General features: G+C 74.8%; 14 protein-coding genes. 5 read left to right on the top strand and 9 right to left on the bottom strand.

Translation table 11 applies throughout. From position 1 onward, the window contains the following. Positions 1-6: 6 nt before the first annotated feature. Entirely contained in the window at positions 7-174 is a 168-nt protein-coding gene (locus ACF061_RS10205) for a hypothetical protein (RefSeq protein WP_392266383.1), read from the bottom strand. Between the two features lie 233 nt (positions 175-407). On the opposite strand from ACF061_RS10205, the gene ACF061_RS10210 reads away from it, so the two are divergent. Beyond that, positions 408-698, top strand: a complete 291-nt coding sequence (locus ACF061_RS10210) for a ribosomal protein L7/L12 (protein ID WP_392266384.1) — start codon at positions 408-410, stop codon at positions 696-698. Positions 699-728: 30 nt separating this feature from the next. On the opposite strand, the gene ACF061_RS10215 is transcribed toward ACF061_RS10210, so the two are convergent. Beyond that, a complete protein-coding gene (locus ACF061_RS10215; protein WP_392266385.1) occupies positions 729-1,577 on the bottom strand; it encodes a hypothetical protein in 849 nt (282 codons plus the stop codon). A gap of 434 nt (positions 1,578-2,011) precedes the next feature. Between ACF061_RS10215 and ACF061_RS10220 the strand changes: the two genes are divergently transcribed. Then, positions 2,012-2,986 (top strand): nucleoside hydrolase, encoded by a 975-nt coding sequence (locus ACF061_RS10220; RefSeq protein ID WP_392266386.1) that lies wholly within the window; start codon positions 2,012-2,014, stop codon positions 2,984-2,986. A gap of 233 nt (positions 2,987-3,219) precedes the next feature. Next, positions 3,220-4,920 carry a glycoside hydrolase family 13 protein gene (locus tag ACF061_RS10225; RefSeq protein ID WP_392266387.1) on the top strand — a complete coding sequence of 567 codons (1,701 nt, stop codon included), beginning with the start codon at positions 3,220-3,222 and terminating at the stop codon, positions 4,918-4,920. Positions 4,921-5,271: 351 nt separating this feature from the next. On the opposite strand, the gene ACF061_RS10230 is transcribed toward ACF061_RS10225, so the two are convergent. Next, positions 5,272-7,275: an APC family permease gene (locus ACF061_RS10230; protein ID WP_392266632.1), complete on the bottom strand. Its 2,004-nt coding sequence runs from the start codon at positions 7,273-7,275 to the stop codon at positions 5,272-5,274. A 290-nt stretch (positions 7,276-7,565) separates the two neighbouring features. On the opposite strand from ACF061_RS10230, the gene ACF061_RS10235 reads away from it, so the two are divergent. Together ACF061_RS10235 and ACF061_RS10240 are read left to right on the top strand one after the other, a co-directional pair. Further along, entirely contained in the window at positions 7,566-8,489 is a 924-nt protein-coding gene (locus ACF061_RS10235) for an NAD(P)-dependent oxidoreductase (protein WP_392266388.1), read from the top strand. A 377-nt stretch (positions 8,490-8,866) separates the two neighbouring features. Next, positions 8,867-10,180, top strand: coding sequence for a hypothetical protein (locus ACF061_RS10240; protein ID WP_392266389.1), 1,314 nt, complete (start codon positions 8,867-8,869; stop codon positions 10,178-10,180). Here ACF061_RS10240 and ACF061_RS10245 read toward each other — a convergent pair. The 6 genes from ACF061_RS10245 to ACF061_RS10270 form a co-directional block, all read right to left on the bottom strand. After that, on the bottom strand, positions 10,170-11,075 hold the full coding sequence (locus ACF061_RS10245; RefSeq protein WP_392266390.1) for a hypothetical protein: 906 nt from the start codon (positions 11,073-11,075) through the stop codon (positions 10,170-10,172). The two genes, ACF061_RS10240 and ACF061_RS10245, sit on opposite strands and share 11 nt — an antisense overlap. 190 nt (positions 11,076-11,265) lie before the next feature. After that, on the bottom strand, positions 11,266-11,988 hold the full coding sequence (gene narI / locus ACF061_RS10250; RefSeq protein WP_392266391.1) for a respiratory nitrate reductase subunit gamma: 723 nt from the start codon (positions 11,986-11,988) through the stop codon (positions 11,266-11,268). Next, positions 11,988-12,623, bottom strand: a complete 636-nt coding sequence (narJ, locus tag ACF061_RS10255) for a nitrate reductase molybdenum cofactor assembly chaperone (RefSeq protein WP_392266392.1) — start codon at positions 12,621-12,623, stop codon at positions 11,988-11,990. The genes narI and narJ overlap by 1 nt, the downstream gene beginning before the upstream one ends. Further along, complete coding sequence (narH, locus tag ACF061_RS10260; protein ID WP_392266393.1) at positions 12,620-14,230, bottom strand: nitrate reductase subunit beta; 1,611 nt, start codon at positions 14,228-14,230, stop codon at positions 12,620-12,622. Before narH ends, narJ begins: the two co-directional genes overlap by 4 nt. 32 nt (positions 14,231-14,262) lie before the next feature. Then, entirely contained in the window at positions 14,263-17,991 is a 3,729-nt protein-coding gene (locus ACF061_RS10265) for a nitrate reductase subunit alpha (RefSeq protein WP_392266633.1), read from the bottom strand. 233 nt (positions 17,992-18,224) lie between these two features. Further along, complete coding sequence (locus ACF061_RS10270) at positions 18,225-18,602, bottom strand: TraR/DksA family transcriptional regulator (protein WP_392266394.1); 378 nt, start codon at positions 18,600-18,602, stop codon at positions 18,225-18,227. Between the last annotated feature and the right edge of the window lie 107 nt (positions 18,603-18,709).

The raw sequence follows: 18,709 nt of genomic DNA on the forward strand, positions 1-18,709 counted from the left end.
CGGTGACTAACGGTCCTGGACGGTGACCTGCTGGGCGGGCTCGGGGTCCGCCGTCCCCGCCGGTCCCGCGTTGGCCGCGGCGACCAGGGCGGCCACGGCGAGCAGGGCCGCGCCGAATCCTCTGACATGACGGGCGCAGATGCGACCTTGGCGCGCGACAGAGCGTCCGGGCACGGCAACCGACCTCGCAACGACGGTGATGGACAGAGCGGGTTCAACGCCCCCTCAAAGCTAGGGCCTCGACGGGCGGCGCGGAAGGTGCCCCAGGGCATGTCGAGTGCCGGCGGGCGGGTGTTTCCGGCGCCTGCGGCGGGCCGGTGAGCAGCGCCTTCACGGGTCGGACCGTCGGCAGGACCTTGAGCAACGTCTGAGGCTCCGCACGCGCGGGCGTACCTAGGATCGGGGCCATGGAAACCGTGACCTCTGTTGCCACAGCCCTGCTCGTGGTCGCCGGCATCGCCGGTCTGGCCGGCGTCGAGAGCCGGTTCTCCCGGACCGACCGGCGCCTGGCACGCATCGAGCACAAGCTCGACCTGATCCTCGGCCACCTGGACCTGCACGAGGCGGACCCGCGGCTGGACGAGGTGGCCGGACTCGCCCGCGCCGGGCGGCGGATCGAGGCGATAAAAACCTACCGGGAGGTCACCGGCGCCGGTCTGAAGGAGGCCAAGCAGGCGGTGGACCGCATGGCCGTCTGACCAGGGGCCAGGCCCTCCTGGCCGACGGGGTCAGGCCTGGGCGCGGGACTTGTGGCGCACGTCCGTCAGACGCCGCGCACCGAGCGTGACCGCCTGGACGGTGGTGTCGGACGGGAGCGCGCCGAGGGCGCCGTCGGACAGCGTGATGGCGTCGTCGCCGACCCGCACGGCGGCGACGTCCAGGGTGAGCGTGGTGGCGTCCCCGTCGTCCGATGCGCTGGTGAAAGTGATCCGCAGGCCCTGGCGGGCGTCGCCGACCTCCGGCAGGGCGAGCTCGCCGACCTGCACGGCCTGCTCGCCCGCCGAGGTGGTGGCCGTGAACCGGGCACAGGTGTCCGGCAGCGTGCGCAGCCAGGCCAGGGAACGATCCACGTCCGCCTGCCGCAGCGAGAGGACCTGATAGCGCAACTGGGCCTGGTCGTCGGTGTTGTCGAACCCGGCCACCGCGCGTGTCCCGGTGGGCGTGCCGAGCGGTTCGTCGGTGTAGAGGGCGTCGAGGAGACGCCGGCACTCCGGAGCGTCGGTCTGCGCCTTGAGCACCCCGTCCCGCCAGGTCGCGGCGCCCTCGGTGGGCTCCCAGGCACCGCCCAGGTCGGCCTCGGTGAGCAGCGCGGCCTGTGCCTGGACCGCGGTGAGCATGGTGGTGGCGGCGTGCGGAGCGGGCCGGGTGGCGGATGCCGAGGCGGTGGCCGAGTCGGTCCGGCCCGGCTGCCCGGACGAGCAGGCCGTCGCGACCGGCAGGAGGGCCCCGCAGAGCACGGCGGCGATCAGCACGCGGGCGGGGAGCGGGAGGCGGACGGCCGGTGGCCGGGTGGCCGTCGGCGGGTCGGTCGGGGAGCGGTCGGCCAGGGGGCGGCCGGCGGCCGGTGGTCGGGGCATGGGCGGTTGCCTCCAGACGGGCGGGACGACCTGGACTGCGCGTTCCTCCCACGGCACCACCGAGCAGCCGCGTCCACCAGCGCGCCGGGCCGTCCGGGTGAGGGACGCGCACGGCGCGGGGGGACGGCACGGCGGAGCCGCGCCGGACCCGTGGCCCGGCGACCGACGGCGACGCGGCCGGGGCGCCCCCAGTTCGCGGAGCCGGGGGAGGACAGACCGGCGAGCTCGGGGGAGAGGGGCCGGGAGCCGGGGGAGGACAGACCGGTGGGTTCGGGCGAGAGGGGCTGGGGAGCCGGGGAAGGAAGACCGGTGACTTGGGCGAGAGGAGTCGGTTGTGTCCCGGGAAAGCGGTGCCGGTCGTCCGCCGCCCGGCACGATCCGGACGGGGGCGTTTAGGGTCGGCGGTACGACGCTACGTTCCTAGGAGTCCTGCTGTGACCGGTCGGCCCACCCCCGTGATCATCGACTGTGACACCGGCGTCGACGACGCCCTCGCCCTGCTGTTCGCCGTACGCCATCCGGGCCTGGAGCTGCGCGCGGTCAGCTGCGTGGCCGGGAACACGGACGTCGACCAGGTGGTGCGCAACACGCTGACCGTCCTGGAACAGGCGGGCGCGCCGCGGATCCCGGTCGCGCGGGGCGCCGAGCGGCCGCTGATCGAGCCCGTGCGCACCGCGCACCACGTGCACGGCCGGGACGGCATGGGCGACCTCGGGCTGCCCGCGCCCGACCGCCGGCCCGCCGACGTGGACGCGGTGACGCTGCTGCGCCGGGAGATCCTGGCCTGCGACCGCCCGGTCACCCTGATCCCCACCGCGCCCCTGACCAACATCGCCCTGCTGCTGCGCACCCATCCGGAGGTGACGCGCAACATCGAACGGATCGTGTTCATGGGCGGCGCGGTGGCCACCGGGAACGCCACGGCGGTCGCCGAGTTCAACGTGTGGCACGACCCGGAGGCGGCGGCGGTCCTGCTCACCGCCGGGGTGCCGATCACGATGTACGGGCTGGACGTGTTCGAGCGGGTGATCGTCCCGGCGGACGACGTACGGCGGCTGCGGGCGAGCGCCGAGCCGGGCGCCCGGCTCGCCGGGCGGCTGCTGGCCCACCGCGACCCGGTCACCAGCGAGGAGGACCCGGCCGGCGGCCTCGGCGACGCGGGCGCGGTCTGCGCGGTCGCCGACCCGGCGGGGCTGACCACGCACCGGCTGCCGGTCGAGGTGAACCTGGCCGCCGGACCGGCGCGCGGACAGACGGTCGTCGACCGTCGGCCGCGCCCCGGCGAGGCGGAGCTGCACGGCGAGGCCCGCGAACAGTCCCTGGTGGATGTGGCGCTGGACATCGACGTGGAGCGGTACGTGAAGCTGTACCTGGCCACCGTCGAGGGAGCCGGGGACGCGCGGGGCTGAGGGTCTCCGCTCCGGCCCCGCCGCTGCCGCGCGCGGCCGGTGTCGTGGAGGGAGTGGGAGGGGCGCGCGGTGGGGCACCGGGTGGTGGGTGCGGGCGTCCGGAGGCTCCCGGAGCGCCGCGCGGTGGACGCCGACCGACGTACGCCCCCGCACCCCTCCTCGGCGTGGTTCGTGCGTCCGGCGGGCTGGACAGGGTTCTCTTTGTTGCCTCAACGCACCGAAGAGGAGACCGCGTGACCGACCGCACCACCACGCACGACTCCCCGCGCACGTCCCCCCACGACTCCCCGCCCGACCTCTCGTCCAGGAACCCCGACTGGTGGCGGCAGGCCGTCGTCTACCAGGTCTATCCGCGCAGCTTCGCCGACGGCGACGGTGACGGGCTCGGGGACCTCAGGGGCATCACCCAGCGGCTGACCCACCTCGCCGGGCTCGGCGTGGACGCCCTGTGGCTCAGCCCGTTCTACCCCTCCGAACTGGCCGACGGCGGCTACGACGTCGCCGACCACCGCGACGTCGACCCACGGCTGGGCACCCTCGACGACTTCGGCGCCATGGTCACCGAGGCCCACCGCCTGGGGCTGAAGGTGATCGTCGACATCGTCCCCAACCACAGCTCCCACCTGCACCGCTGGTTCCAGGAGGCGCTGCGGGCCGGCCCCGGCTCCGCCGCCCGCGACCGGTACGTCTTCCGCGACGGCCGCGGCGAGCACGGCGAACTCCCGCCCACCGACTGGCAGTCCGTCTTCGGCGGGAGCGCCTGGCACCGGGTGCCCGACGGGCAGTGGTACCTGCACCTTTTCGCACCCGAGCAGCCGGACTTCAACTGGCGCAACGAGGAGGTGCGCGCCGACTTCCGCGCCACCTTGCGGTTCTGGGCCGACCGGGGCGTGGACGGCTTCCGCGTCGACGTCGCGCACGCGCTGGTCAAGGACCTGGACGAGCCGCTGCGGGACGTCGGGGACATCGGCGTCACCGGCGAGGACGCGCTGCCGCACGTGGAGCCGGGCAGCCACCCGTACTGGGACCGGGACGAGGTGCACGAGATCTACCGCGACTGGCGCAAGATCTTCGACGCCTACTCCCCGCCGCGCACGGCGGTCGCCGAGGCCTGGGTGCCGGACGACCGGCGCGCGCTGTACGCACGTCCGGACGAACTGGGCCAGGCCTTCGACTTCGAGTACCTGGCGACCGGCTGGGACGCGGACGGGCTGCGCCGCGCCATCACGGGCTCGCTGGCCACCGCGCGGGCCGCCGGGGCGTCGGCCACCTGGGTGCTCTCCAACCACGATGTGATCCGGCACGCCACGCGCCTGATGCTCCCGCCCGGCACCGACGACAACGCCTGGCTGCTGTCCGGCGGCCGGGCCCCGGCCGTCGACGAGGCGGCGGGCCTGCGCCGGGCCCGCGCCGCCACGCTGCTGATGCTGGCGCTGCCCGGCTCGGCCTACCTCTACCAGGGCGAGGAACTGGGCCTGCCCGAGGTCGCCGACCTGCCCACCGCGGTCCTTCAGGACCCGATCTGGGAGCAGACCGGCCACGTCCGCAAGGGCAGGGACGGCTGCCGGGTGCCGCTGCCGTGGACGACGACCGGACCGTCGTACGGCTTCGGGGCGGGCGCGGCCTGGCTGCCGCAGCCGACGGGCTTCGCGGCCTACGCCGTCCAGGCCCAGGACGGTGTCGAGGGCTCGACGCTGGAGCTGTACCGCACGGCCCTGCGGCTGCGCCGCAAGCTGCTCGTGGGCGAGGAGCTGACCTGGGCGGAGGACACTCCGGCCGGGGTGCTGGCGTTCGCCCGGTCCGAGGGCTGGCGGTGCGTCGCCAACCTGTCGGACACGGCCGTGCCGCTGCCGCCGGGGGAGGTGCTGCTGAGCAGTGCGCCGCTGACGGAGCCGCGCCGGCTGGAGCCGGACACCACCGTGTGGCTCGCGTAGGGCCGCCGCCCGCCCCGGTCGGCCCGCCGCCCGCTCGGTTCGCCCCGGCGCCCACCGGCGTCCATTGGCGCCCACCGGCGCCCACCGGCGTCCACCGGCGTCCATGGGCGCCCACCGGCGCCCACCGGCGGGGACCCGCGGGTCCCCGCCGGTCCCGGGTTCACCCCGTCGTGGGGCTCGGCGCCGGCCGGGTGCCAGGTGCCCCGCCGCCGAGGTCCAGCGGACCGGAGGTGGCGTTCGGCGGCGGGGTGAGCACGACCTCGGGCCGTCCGCCGGCGGGGGCGGCGGGGTGAGACCGGAGGCGGGGGCTTCGGCGGGGCCGTCCTGCCCGGTGTCCGGACACCGGAGTGCTCACCCGGCACCGTGTTCACGTGCGCCGGTGCTGCTCCCCGGCCCCTCGGTCCGGGGCGGCTCCCCGCGTCTGACGGCGCCGGGGGCGCGGGCCGGGTGCCGGGCGGCGCGGGTCGACGAGGTGAGCTGCCAGGGCACGCTGGTGATCATCACACCGGGCGTGAACAGCAGCCGGCTCTTGAGCCACAGCGCCGACTGGTTGTGCAGCAGGTTCTCCCACCAGTGCCCGACGACGTACTCGGGGACGAAGACGGCGACCAGATCGCGCGGGCTCTCCCGGCGGATCGAACGCACGTACTCGACGACCGGCCGGGCCACTTCCCGGTAAGGGGAGTCGATGACCTTCAGCGGTACCTCGATGCCGTACCGGGCCCACTGCTCGGCGAGGTGGGCGGCCTCGGCGCGGTCGACGGCGACCGTGAGCGCTTCCAGCCGGTCGGGGTGGAAGGCGCGGGCGTAGGCGAGGGCCCGCAGGGTCGGCTTGTGCAGCCGGGAGACCAGGACGAGCGCCAGCACCCGTGAGGGCGGCACCAGTTGGTCGCGCGGGTCGGTCACCGACAGCTCCGCGGCCGTGGTGTCGTAGTGCCGGCGGATGCCCCGCATGGTCATCCACAGCACCACCGCCGCGAGCACCGCCAGCCAGGCGCCCTGGGCGAACTTGGTGACCAGCACGATCAGCAGCACCAGCCCGGTGACGCCCGCCCCGAGCGCGTTCACCGTCCGTGCCGTCCGGTACCGCCGCCGCACGACCGGTCCGGCCCCGGCGCGCAGCTCGCGGTTCCAGTGCCGGACCATGCCCAGCTGGGACAGGGTGAAGGAGGTGAACACGCCCAGGATGTAGAGGTGGATCAGGCTCGTCACGCTCGCCCGGTAGCCCCACAGCAGCAGCCCGGCGACGATCGCGAGCGCCAGGATGCCGTTGGAGAAGGCGAGCCGGTCGCCCCGGTTGTGCAGCTGGCGGGGCAGGAAGCGGTGCAGGGCGAGGATCGAGGCCAGCAGCGGGAAGCCGTTGAAGGCGGTGTTGGCGGCGAGGATCAGCACCAGCGCGGTGGCGGCCTGGACGAGGTAGAAGCCGGGGCTGTGCTCGCCGCCGAAGACGGCCGCCGCGAGCTGGGCGATCACGGTCCGTTGCGGGTAGTCGTGGCAGTCGCCGGGCAGGCCGGTGAGCCGGCACGGGTCGGCGGTGATGCGCACGCGCGCGATCAGGGCCAGCGCCGTCACCCCGGCGAACATGGTGATCGCGGTGAGTCCCATGGCGGCCAGCGTCGTCGCGGCGTTGCGCGACTTCGGCGGGCGGAAGGCCGGTACGCCGTTGGAGATCGCCTCCACCCCGGTCAGCGCCGTGCAGCCGGACGAGAAGGCGCGCAGCACCAGCATCAGCAGCGCCGGGCCGGTCAGGTCGGCGTCCCCGGGCGCCGGGCTCACCCCGTACCCGGCGGTGGCGGCGAGGGGCGAGTCGCCGAGGGCGTGGCGGACCAGCCCGGTGGCCACCATGAGCAGCACCGCGCCGACGAACAGGTACGTCGGCGCCGCGAACGCCCGCCCCGACTCGCGCACGCCCCGCAGGTTCACGGCGGTCAGCAGCGCGACGAAGACCAGCGCCAGCGGCACCCGGAGGGCGGCGAGCGAGGGCAGCGCGGAGATGACGTTGTCGACGCCGGAGGCGACCGAGACGGCCACCGTCATGACGTAGTCGACGAGGAGGGAGGCGGCGACCACCAGCCCGGCCGAGGGGCCGAGGTTGGTCGACACCACCTCGTAGGAGCCGCCGCCGCTCGGATAGGCGTGCACGACCTGCCGGTACGACAGCACGACCACCGCGAGCAGCGCCACCACGGCCGCCGCGATCCACGGGGTGAAGTGCAGGTACGCCAGTCCGCCCAGGGTGAGGACGAGCAGGATCTCCTGGGTCGCGTACGCCACCGAGGACAGCGGGTCGGAGGCGAAGATCGGCAGGGCCAGCCGTTTCGGCAGCAGTGTCTCCCGCAGCTCCTCGCTGCGCATGGCCCGGCCGATGACCAGCCGCTTCAGGAACCCGGGCACGTTGAGCACGCGGCGAGCGTAAGCCGGGACGGTGGGGCGGGCGGGGAGGCGCGGAGGGTACGGCGGGGCGGGTCCGGCGGCGGAGCGGGGCCTGGCCGGGGGCTCGGCGGCGGAGGCTCGGCGCGGGGCACGGTGGCCGGGCGACGGTTCACCGGGCCACCGTTCGCCCGGTGCGGCACCAGGCGGGCGGGGGAGCGGGACGACGGCTGGAAGAGCCCGGGTGATCGCGGACACCGGCGCATACTCCCGGTATGGATGCCAGCGATCACGAAGGGAACGACATGACCGACACCGACACCACCCGGACCGTCGCCGTGCTGGGCACCGGGATCATGGGTGCCGCGATGGCCCGCAACCTCCTGCGGGCCGGACACGCCGTCCGGGCCTGGAACCGCACCCGCGCCAAGGCCGAGCCGCTGGCGGCCGACGGCGCGCGGGTCGTCGACACGCCGGCGGAGGCGGTGCGCGACGCCGACGTGGTGCTGACGATGCTGTACGACGGCGGCACGGTGCTGGAGGTCATGCGCGAGGCGGCCCCGGCGGCCCGCGCGGGCGCGGCGTGGGTGCAGTCGACCACGGCCGGTGTGGAGATGGTGGGCGAACTGGCCGCGCTGGCCGGTGAGCACGGCCTCGTCTTCTACGACGCTCCGGTGCTGGGCACCAAGCAGCCCGCGGAGGCGGGGCAGCTCAGTGTGCTGGCCGCCGGACCGGCCGGGGGACGTCCGGCCGTGACGCCGGTGTTCGAGGCGGTCGGCGCCCGCACGGTGTGGACCGGCGAGGACGGGGCGGCGGCCCCCTCCACCCGGCTGAAGCTGGTCGCCAACAGCTGGGTCATCGCGGCCACCACCGCGACCGGTGAGACCCTGGCGCTGGCCAAGGGGCTCGGCGTGGACCCGCGGGGCTTCTTCGAGCTCATCTCCGGCGGCCCGCTCGACATGGGCTATCTGCGCGCCAAGGCCGGTCTCATCCTCGACGACGAGCTGGTGCCGCCGAGCTTCGCCGTGACCACCGCGGAGAAGGACGCCCGCCTGATCGTGGAGGCGGGCGAGCGGCACGGCGTCCGCCTCGACGTGGCCGCCGCGAGCGCCGAACGCTTCGCCCGCGCCGCCGCCCAGGGCCACGCCGACGAGGACATGGCCGCCGCCTACTTCGCCAGCTTCGACGACAAGGCCTGACACCCCGGGGGCGGCCCCGTCCGCCGTCCCCGTCCGCCGCCCGGTCCCCCGGCCCCGCGCCCGGGACCGGGCGGCCGGGCGGACGCGGCGCCGACGCCGGAAGGAGCGAGGACCACGGCGGGACCGTGGGCGCGGGTGCCAGGGGGCGGGTCGAGCGGCGGTCCGTCCGGATCGCCGCGAGTGGGCCTGTGGGGCGGCGGGTCGGGGGCGACGAGGGCGGGGGCGGGCTGTGCGCGGGCCCGTGTGGAGTCCTGCGTGGATGCGACGGGGTGCCGTGGGGTGCCGGCCGTGCGTGTGGGCGGGCGAGGGGGCGCGGCTGAACCGCGCCCCGCGGATCGGCATCTGACTCAACGGGCATCCGGCAGGAGGGACGGAACGTGCGGAACGCGCAGAGGCCGGCGACCGGCGACGGTGCGCGGCTCGGCCGGATCGGCCGGTATCCGGTGCGGTGGCACACCGCCCTGCTGACCGCGTGGACGGCCGCCTGGTTCCTGGTGGCCGAACGCCACGGAGCCGTCTCCTGGCACTATCTGAGGACCGGCGAGGAGCTGCTTTTCAGTCAGGTGCCCGACGGCGGTTTCGCGTTGTACGCCAACCACCCGGAACTCCAGATCGGCCCGGTCGGTTTCGCCGTCGCCGCGCTGTTCGAGCCGTTCCCCGCCGCCCTGGGCGAGAACCTCGCCGAGGCGTTCATGTCCGGGCTCGGCCTGTACATGCTGGTGCTCATCGGGCGCAGCGCCGCCGAGCAGGGCCTGGGCACCGGCCTGAACCACAAGCGCCTCCAGCAGCGGGTGCTGATCGCCGGGGCCGCCTTCATCCCCATGTGGGTGGAGGTCTCGGTGCGGTTCGCGCACCTCGACGACGTGCTGGCGCTGTTCTTCACCACGCTGGCCGTGCGCGCCCTGGTGCGCGGCAACGCCACCGCCGTGGGCGTCCTGCTCGCCCTGGCGGTGGACTCCAAGCCCTGGGCGGTGGGCTTCCTGCCGCTGCTGCTGGCCCTGCCCCGGCCGGGCCGGCTGCGCGCGGTCGTCTGGCTGGCCGGTCTGGTGGGCGCCGCCTGGCTGCCGTTCTACCTCACCCACCTGGACACCCTCCACGCCGCCCGGTTCACCATTCCCAACCAGCGGGCCTCGGCGCTGCGCTGGTTCGGTGTGAACGATCCGGCGACTCCCTGGTGGGACCGCCCCGCGCAGATGAGCCTCGGCATGGCGCTGGGCGCGCTGGCGGTGCGCCGCGGCCGCTGGGCCGCCGTGCTGCTGCTGGCCGCCGACGCCCGGATCGTGCTGGACCCGAGCGTGTACACGTACTACAACGCCTCGGTCCTGCTCGGCACCCTCGTCTGGGACTCCGTCGGCCAGCGCCGCCTGGTGCCCTGGGTGAGCTGGATAGCGCTGATCTCCCTCTACGGCAGCGCCCTGCTGGTCCCCTCGGACTCCGTCCAGGGCCTGATCCGCCTGGCCTTCGCGGCCGGCTCCGCGCTGTACGTCCTGTTCTGGCCCCAGCGCGCGCCGCGCGGCGGACGCGGGGACCCGGCGGAACCGGAGGACCCGCCGGAGCGGTTCCCGCCGGACCAGGAGCCGCCCGGCCGGACGTACGGGTCGCGGATGCCGCGGCAACCGGGCCCGTCCCCGTTCCCGTCCTCGCCGGTGCCGTCATCGGAGCGGACGGGGGCGCGTCGTTTCAGCGGATGACGGGCGGCCGGCTCGACCGTCCCGGTCCGTCCGGCACCGCCGGCCCGTCCGTCGCCCTGGTGCGCGGCCGTCCCGGCGCGCCGCCGGGGCCGTTCGCGGACGCCGGCCGGCGGACGCCGTCGTACCCGAGCCCCAGGCCGGGACGGGCCGCCACGGGACGGGCCACCGCGGGCCGGGCCGGGACGGCCGCCGGGAGGGCCGCCCGCGCGGCGGCGCGGCGCGGCAGGCGCAGCCGGCGCCAGGCGCGCTCGTGGACCAGGGCCAGGACGACGGCCGCGGCGACCGCGATCAGGTGTTCGCGGCCCGCCAGGTTGGGTTTGACCACCGACTCGACGACCATCGAGCCGCCGGTGAGGAAGAAGACGACGGGGGCTCGCCGGACCACGGAGAGGTAGGTGAACAGGCCCACGACGGCGGCGGACGGGCCCGTGTCGAGGACCTGGCCGGTCTCCGGCGGCAGGCCGAGGCCGCCCCAGCCCGGGCCGATCGCGATCATCACCCGGACCGTGAGGGTGCCGGACAGGGTGGTGGCGTAGGAGATGAACAGGGTGCGGCCCCGGCCGAGGGTGAGCTCGGCCAGGGCGAAGGCGAGGAAGAGCTGGGTGATGCCGGCCCACACCGGCAGGTCCAGGGCCGGGACGTAGAGCGAGACGGGGGTGCGCAGCAGGGCCTGCCACAGGGGCAGGTCGGCCTGGACGCCGCCGAGCAGCCGTACCGCCGTCTCACCCCTGGGGTGCTGGGCGATCGCGTGGAAGAAGATCACGCCGAAGGCGGCCACGAAGGCGAGCACCAGCCCGGACAGGCCCCGGCGCGTGAGCTGCCGCACCGGATCGACGACGATGGCGTGCCACTCGCCCCGCAGGGTGCGTACGACGAACCGCGCGAACCGGGTCACTGTCTCACGCCCACGCCGCTCCCCCTCCGGTGCTCCCGGCCTCACTCTGTCCCCCCGGACGATCCTTCCAGCCCTTCGTGGCACTGCGCCACCGCACGGCTCCCCGAAGCAGTTCCCCGCCCACCGTGCGCACAACCGTAAGGACCGTTATTGCGCCCGGCGCGTTCCCACACGCCGGGCGAGGTTCGTCTCAGCGCACGGGTGCCCCGTCCGGAGTACGCCCGGAGGGCGACGACGTACGGCCGCGTGAGCGGTAGACCACGTAGGGGCGGACCGCGTAGCCGAGCGGTACCGCGAAGGCGTGCACCAGGCGGCTGAACGGCCACAGGGCGAACAGGGCGAGTGCCAGCAGGGCGTGGCACTGGTAGACGAGCGGCGCGTGCGCCATGGCGGAGACGTCCGGGTCCAGGGTGAACAGGCTGCGGAACCAGACGGCGACGCCGAGGCGGTAGTCGTACGGGTCGGCCACCGAGGACGCGGTGGCGGTGAGGCCGGCCAGCAGGACCAGGGCGAGCAGCGGGTGGGTCAGGCGGTCGCTGCGGCTGCTCGCCCGGCGTACCGCGGGCACCCGCAGCCTGCGGTACAGCAGCAGGCCGAGCCCGGCGACCGCCGCGACGCCCGCCGCGCCGCCCATGGTCAGGGCGACCGCGTGGTACTCCTGCTCGCTGATCCGCAGCCGCCTGGTCAGGGACTCCGGGACGAGCAGGCCCATGACGTGGCCGCCGGCGACCAGGAACAGGGCGTAGTGGAAGAGCGGCCCGCCGACGCCGAGCAGTTGGGACTCGTGGAGCTGGCTGGAGCGGCTGGTGAAGCCGAAGCGGTCGTAGCGGTAGCGCCAGGCGGTGCCGGCGACCAGCACGGCCAGGGCCAGGTAGGGCAGTACGCCCCAGAGCGCGATCTGCAGGTGCTTCATCAGCGGCGGACTCCTTCGTCGCCCGGGGCGTGGAGCAGCGGGTACGGCAGGTCGTGGGTCCGGGAGTGGGACCCGGGGGCGGGCTGCGGGGCGGAGGGGTCCTCCCGCCGGGGCGCGGGGGCCTTCACGGGCGGGGCGGGGAGCGTCGTCCGGACGGCGTCCACCACGTCCAGGTACGGGCTGCGGTGGGCGCGCAGGGCCTCGGCGAGGAGGTCGAGGGCGGGGCGGTGCTCCCGGAGCAGGGCGGCGCCGGGGGCCGGGCAGCGGGCGGCGAACTCCAGCAGGGCGGGGAGGTGGTCGGGCAGCTCTCCGTCGGCCGGTTCCCAGCCGTGCTCCCGGAGGCGGGCCTTGATCGCGGCGAGGGAGGCGCCCCGGCGCCGGGTGTCGCCGTCGGTGTAGTGGGTCAGGTGCAGGGTGCGGCGGCGGCTGCGGTCGAAGGTGGTGACGTAGCCGGCCGCGAGGTCCAGCGGCGGCACGCCGGCCGCCCAGCGGCAGAAGGCCAGCAGCAGCCGCGGGGCCTCGCCGGGGAGGGCGGCGAGCTCCTCCGCCACCCGCTCCCGCCGTCCGCCCCACTTGGCGTCCGGGTACTCCAGGAGCAGCGAGGCGGCCTGGTGGACCGCGCGGTGCAGGTTCATCCCTCGGCGCCCCTCCGCTCGGGGAAGAGCCCGCGCGGCCGGCCGCGGCCGTTCCAGTTCAGCAGGTTGACCCGGTCGCGCAGCGCCGCGCGGCCGGCGCCGGCCGGGTCCGGGGCGGGGGGCGCGTGGAACGCCGCCCCGGCGTCCGGGCCGTACATCCCGGGCCCGCCGTCGCCGTCCAGGCTGCATCCGGCGCCGGCCGCCTGGCCGGCGCCGCCGCCGGCGACGTAGGTGGTGGGGACGACGTAGCGGTCCTCGTACTTGGCGACGGCGAGCAGCCGGTACATCGCCTCCAGGCCGGCCTCGTCCATGCCGACCCCGGCGGCGATGGCCGGGTCGCGTTCCTCGCCGAGGTTGATCCGGCGCATGTGGGCGCGCATCGCGGCCAGCCGGCACAGGGCCGCCTCGACGGGGGCGGTGTCCCCGGCCGTGAACAGTTCGGCGAGGTAGGCCATCGGGATGCGCAGGGCGTCGATGGCGCCGAACAGGGGGGCCGGGTGCTCTCCGTCGTGTCCGCCGCGGGTGAGCGCCTCGACCACCGGCGACAGCGGCGGGACGTACCAGACCATGGGCATGGTGCGGTACTCCGGGTGCAGGGGCAGGGCGATGCGGTACGTCGTGATCAGGTCCCGTACGGGGGAGCGGCGGGCCGCGGTGATCCAGTCGTGCGGGATGCCCGACTCCTCGGCGGCCCGCGCCACCTCGGGGTCGTGCGGGTCCAGGAAGCAGCCGAGCTGGGCCTCGTACAGGTCCTTCTCGTCGGTGACGGAGGCCGCCTCGCCCACCTTGTCGGCGTCGTAGAGCATGACGCCGAGGTAGCGCAGCCGGCCCACGCACGTCTCGGAGCAGACGGTCGGCTCGCCGGCCTCGATGCGCGGGTAGCAGAAGGTGCACTTCTCGGCCTTGCCGGTGGCGTGGTTGAAGTACACCTTCTTGTACGGGCAGCCGCTGACGCACATCCGCCAGCCCCGGCAGCGGTCCTGGTCGACCAGGACGATGCCGTCCTCGACGCGCTTGTAGAGCGCGCCGGAGGGGCACACGGCGACGCACGACGGGTTGAGGCAGTGCTCGCAGATGCGCGGCAGATGGAACATGAACGCCTGTTCGTACTCCAGTTTGACCTGCTCGTTCATCCTCCTCAGCAGCGGGTCGGCGAAGAGCCGGGCCGGTCCGCCGCCGAGGTCGTCGTCCCAGTTGGGGCCCCAGGTGACCGCGGTGGGGCGGCCGTCGATCAGCGAGCGGGGGCGCGCGGTGGGCAGGTCGTCGCCGAGCGGAGCGGCGATCAGGGTGTCGTAGTCGTACGTCCAGGGCTCGTAGTAGTCCTTCAGCGAGGGCAGTTCGGGGTTGGCGAAGAGCCGGGCGAGCCGGCGGGCGCGGCCGCCGGAGCGCGGGACCAGGCGGCCCCGGGCGTCCAGGCGCCAGCCGCCCTTCCACTTCTCCTGGTCCTCGTGGCCCCGGGGGTAGCCCTGGCCGGGGCGGGTCTCGACGTTGTTGAACCAGGCGTACTCGGTGCCGGTGCGGTTGGTCCAGGTCTGCTTGCAGGTGACCGAGCAGGTGTGGCACCCGATGCACTTGTCGAGGTTCATCACCATGGCGACCTGGCTCATGACCCGTCCGACGGGCCTCGGGGCGCGGGGCATCAGTACTGCACCTCCTGGGCGCGGCGGCGCACGACGGTGCGGGCGTCGCGCTGGTTGCCGGTGGGGCCGTAGTAGTTGGGGGCGAAGGAGAGCTGGGCGTAGCCGCCGATCAGATGGGTGGGCTTGATGAGGAGGCGGGTGAGGGCGTTGTGCGTGCCGCCGCGCCGGCCGGTGGCCTGTGAGCGCGGTACGTTCACCACGCGCTCCTGCACGTGGTACATGAACACGGTGCCGGTCGGCATGCGGTGCGAGACGATCGCCCGGGCGACGACCACGCCGTTGGGGTTGACCGCCTCCACCCAGTCGTTGTCGTCGGCCCCGATCGCCTCGGCGTCGGCCACGCTCATCCAGATCACCGGGCCGCCGCGGGCCAGGGTCTGCATGAGCAGGTTCTCCTGGTACTCGGAGTGGATCGACCACTTGGAGTGCGGGGTGAGGTAGCGGACGGCCACTTCCCGCTCGCCCGCCACCGCGTCCGCGGCGAGGTCCAGCGGGGGCCGGTAGACGGGCAGTTGCTCGCCCGTCTCGGCCATCCAGTCGTGGTCCAGGTAGAAGTGCTGGCGGCCGGTGAGGGTGTGCCAGGGCTTGCGGTGCTCGACGTTGACGGTGAAGGGCGAGTAGCGGCGGTCGGGGGCCTCCTTGCCGGACCACTCGTAGCTGGTGCCGACCTGGACCGGCCGGTTCTGGGTGTCGGAGAACACCACCCGGCGTTCGTGCACGGCCTCGGCGAGCGTCCCGAACCCGGCGTCGGGGCCGCAGCGTTCGGCCAGCCGCTCGAACCCCTCCGCCGCCAGCCGCCCGTTGGTGGTGCCGGACAGGGCGAGGATCGCCTCGCACAGCTTCACGTCGGTGTCGAGCAGCGGGCGGCCCCGCGCGGGGCCGGGCCCGGCCGCCGTGCCGCAGCGGGCGGCGAGCCACCGCACCTCCGGTCCCGGCCGGACGGTGACCCCCTTCACGGTCATGCCCTGTTCCTCGCACAGCGGCCCGAGGGCGGCGAGCCGCTCGGCGACCGCGGTGTAGTCGCGCTCGACGAGGGTGAACTGCGGGAGGTTGCGGCCGGGCCGCATCGGGTGGCCGCCCTCCCGCCAGTCCCCGCACGTGCCGCCGGGCTGCGCGGTCTCGCCCGGGGTGTCGTGCTGCTGGGGCGTGGCGACGAGGTCGTACGCCACGTCCAGCCGGCCCACGGCCAGCTCGCTGAACCTGCGGGCCAGGCCGTGGAAGATCTCGAAGTCGGTGCGGGCCTGCCAGGGCGGGCTGATCGCGGGCGAGAAGGCGTGCACGTAGGGGTGCATGTCGGTGCTGGAGAGGTCGTGCTTCTCGTACCAGGTGGCGGCCGGGAGCACGAGGTCGGCCATCAGCGTGGTCGAGGTCATGCGGAAGTCCAGGGCGAGGAGCAGGTCGAGCTTGCCGCGCGGCGCCTCGTCGTGCCAGGCGAGGTCCCTCGGGCGGGCCTTGGGCGGGGCCTCGGCGGCGTGCGCGTTGTCGCTCGCGCCGAGCAGGTGGCGCAGGAAGAACTCGTTGCCCTTGGCCGAGGAGCCGATCAGGTTGGCCCGCCACACGGTCAGCACGCGCGGCCAGTTGGCGGGGTCGTCCGGGTCCTCGCAGGCGAAGCGGAGCTCGCCGTCGGCCAGCCGGGCGGCGGCCCACTCGCCGGGCTCGTGCCCGCTCTCGCGCACCGCGCGCCCGAGGTCGAGGGGGTTGGCGGTGAAGGCGGGCGCCGACGGCATCCAGCCCAGCCGCACGGACTGCGCCACCAGGTCGGCGGTGTGCCGGCCGGTGAACAGGCCCTTGCCGGTGGGGGCGGCGAGCGCGTCGGCGCCGTGGCCGTCGTAGCGCCACTGGTCGGTGTGCACGTACCAGTACGGGGTGCCCGCGACCTGCCGGGACGGGCGCACCCAGTCGGCGGCCGACTGGAGCTGCTGCCAGCCGGCGTAGGGCCGCACCTTCTCCTGGCCGACGTAGTGCGCCCAGCCGCCGCCGTTGACGCCCTGGCAGCCGGTGAGCAGCAGCAGAGTGAGGAAGGAGCGGTAGATGGTGTCCGAGTGGAACCAGTGGTTGGTCCCGGCGCCCATGACGATCATGCAGCGGCCGCGGGACTTCTCGGCGGTGTGCGCGAACTCCCGGGCGATGCGCACCACGGCGGCGGCCGGTACCGAGGTGATCGCCTCCTGCCAGGCCGGGGTGTGCGGCCGGGAGGCGTCGTCGTAGCCCGCGGGCCAGTCGCCGGGCAGTCCCTCGCGGGCGACCCCGTACTGGGCGAGCAGCAGGTCGAAGACGGTGGTCACGCGCCGTCCGGCCAGGTCCCGCACGGGCACGGCCCGGGTGACGGTCGCCCCGCCCGGCCGCCCGCCGGACCCGGCTCCGGCCTGGCCGCCGGGCTCGTCGCCGTCGAAGCGGGGCAGTCGTAACAGGGCGCTGTCCCCGCCCTCGCGGTAGAGGGTGAGCTCGGGCTCCACGTTCCCCAGGTCCAGGTTCCAGCGGCCCTCCCCGAGCTTGGACCAGCGGTCGCCGAGGGTGCCGTTCGGCACGACGGGACGCCCGGAGACGGCGTCCAGGAGCACCGGCTTCCAGGACGCCTCCTCCCCCTGGTCCAGCCCCAGCGTGGCCGCGGTGACGAACTTGCCCGGCACCGAGGCGCCGTCCCGCTCCTCCAGTTCGACCAGGAAGGGCAGATCGGTGAAGCGCCGTACGTAGTCGGTGAAGTACGGCACCCGGCGGCGCACGAAGAACTCGGTGAGGATCACATGCCCCATGGCCATCGCCAGCGCCCCGTCGGTGCCGGGGTGCGGGTGCAGCCACTCGTCGGCGAACTTGGTGGCGTCGGCGTAGTCCGGGGAGACCACGACGACCTTCTGCCCCCGGTAGCGGGCCTCGGTCATCCAGTGCGCGTCCGGCGTCCGCGTCACCGGCACGTTCGATCCCCACAGCATCAGGTACGCGGCGTCCCACCAGTCCCCGGACTCCGGCACGTCCGTCTGGTCGCCGAAGACCTGCGGGGAGGCGATCGGCAGATCGGCGTACCAGTCGTAGAAGGAGACCATCGGCGCGCCGATCAGCGACATGAACCGGGCGCCCACCGCGTGCGAGGCCATCGACATGGCCGGGATCGGCGAGAACCCGGCCACCCGGTCGGGCCCGTACGCCGAGATGGTGTGCACATGGGCGGCGGCCGCGATCTCCAGCGCCTCCTCCCAGCCGACCCGGACCAGCCCGCCCCTGCCGCGCGCCGACTGGTAGCGGCGCCGCTTGTCCGGGTCGCCGGTGATCTCGGCCCAGGCCGCCACGGGGTCGCCCAGCCGCTCGCGGGCCTCGCGGTACATCTCCAGCAGCACCCCGCGCACATGGGGGTGGCGGACGCGGGTGGGCGAGTAGGTGTACCAGGAGAAGGAGGCCCCGCGCGGGCAGCCGCGCGGCTCGTACTCGGGCCGGTCGGGACCGGTGGACGGGTAGTCCGTCTCCTGCGTCTCCCAGGTGATCAGGCCGTCCTTGACGTACACCTTCCACGAGCAGGAGCCGGTGCAGTTCACGCCGTGCGTGGACCGCACCACCTTGTCGTGCGCCCAGCGCTCCCGGTAGGGCGCGTCGTTGACGCCCTGGTCGGTGCGGAAGACCGCACGCAGATCGGGGGTGGTGGCGGAGCGTCTGAGTGTTCGCCCGGCCCGCAGCAACCGGTCGGCGGCCACCGCCGCCGCTCGTTCCGCCTTGCGACCGTCGGCGCGCCGTCCCACTGCGCTCACATCCTCACGAAGTCGGCGGGAAACACCGGAGGCGGGGGCTTCGGCCCCGGGCGTCCGGCGTTCGGCTTCGCCCAGCGTCACGCGCCGCAGCCGTTCGCGATCGCAGAACTACGGAGAGTTGGCAGTGGCTATACGGAGCTTTTCTTGCGCTTTGCAATATTTGGGCATGGCAACTAGAAGGTCGTTCCCTGCGCGTCACCTTCCGGCGACGACGGCGGGTCCGGTCAGCCGGTGCGCTGCCGGCACGGCACGCAGGAGCGCGCGTACGGCGGGATCGCCAGCCACTCCACGGGGATCGGCCGGCCGCAGTCCCGGCAGTCGCCGTACGTGCCGTCGTCCAGGCGCGCGAACGCCGCCTCGATGTCCTCCAACGCCCGCCGTACGGCGTCGCGCTGCGCGGTGAGCAGTTCGTCGGCCTCCCGGCCGGCCTCCTCGGCCTCCCGCAGGGCGCGCGACTGGGCGAGACGGGAGTTGCGCTCGTGCTCCAGGCGCTGCCGGACCTCGTGCGCGCCCGGCCGCCCGGCGGCGCGGGACGCGACGGGGGCCGGTGCGGAGGCCGGGGCCGGGGCGGCGGAGGCGGTCCGGGCCTTCTCCGGTGACATACGGCGTCGTGGTCCTTTCCGGCCCCCGGGGCCGACAGCCGGTGGAGCGGGGCGGGCCGCTCGGGCCCGCCCCGTCTGCCCCTCCACCCTGGCCCGGTGCCCGGTCG

The organism is Streptomyces sp. NPDC015220 (assembly GCF_043079345.1).
In the GTDB taxonomy this organism is placed as follows: domain Bacteria; phylum Actinomycetota; class Actinomycetes; order Streptomycetales; family Streptomycetaceae; genus Streptomyces.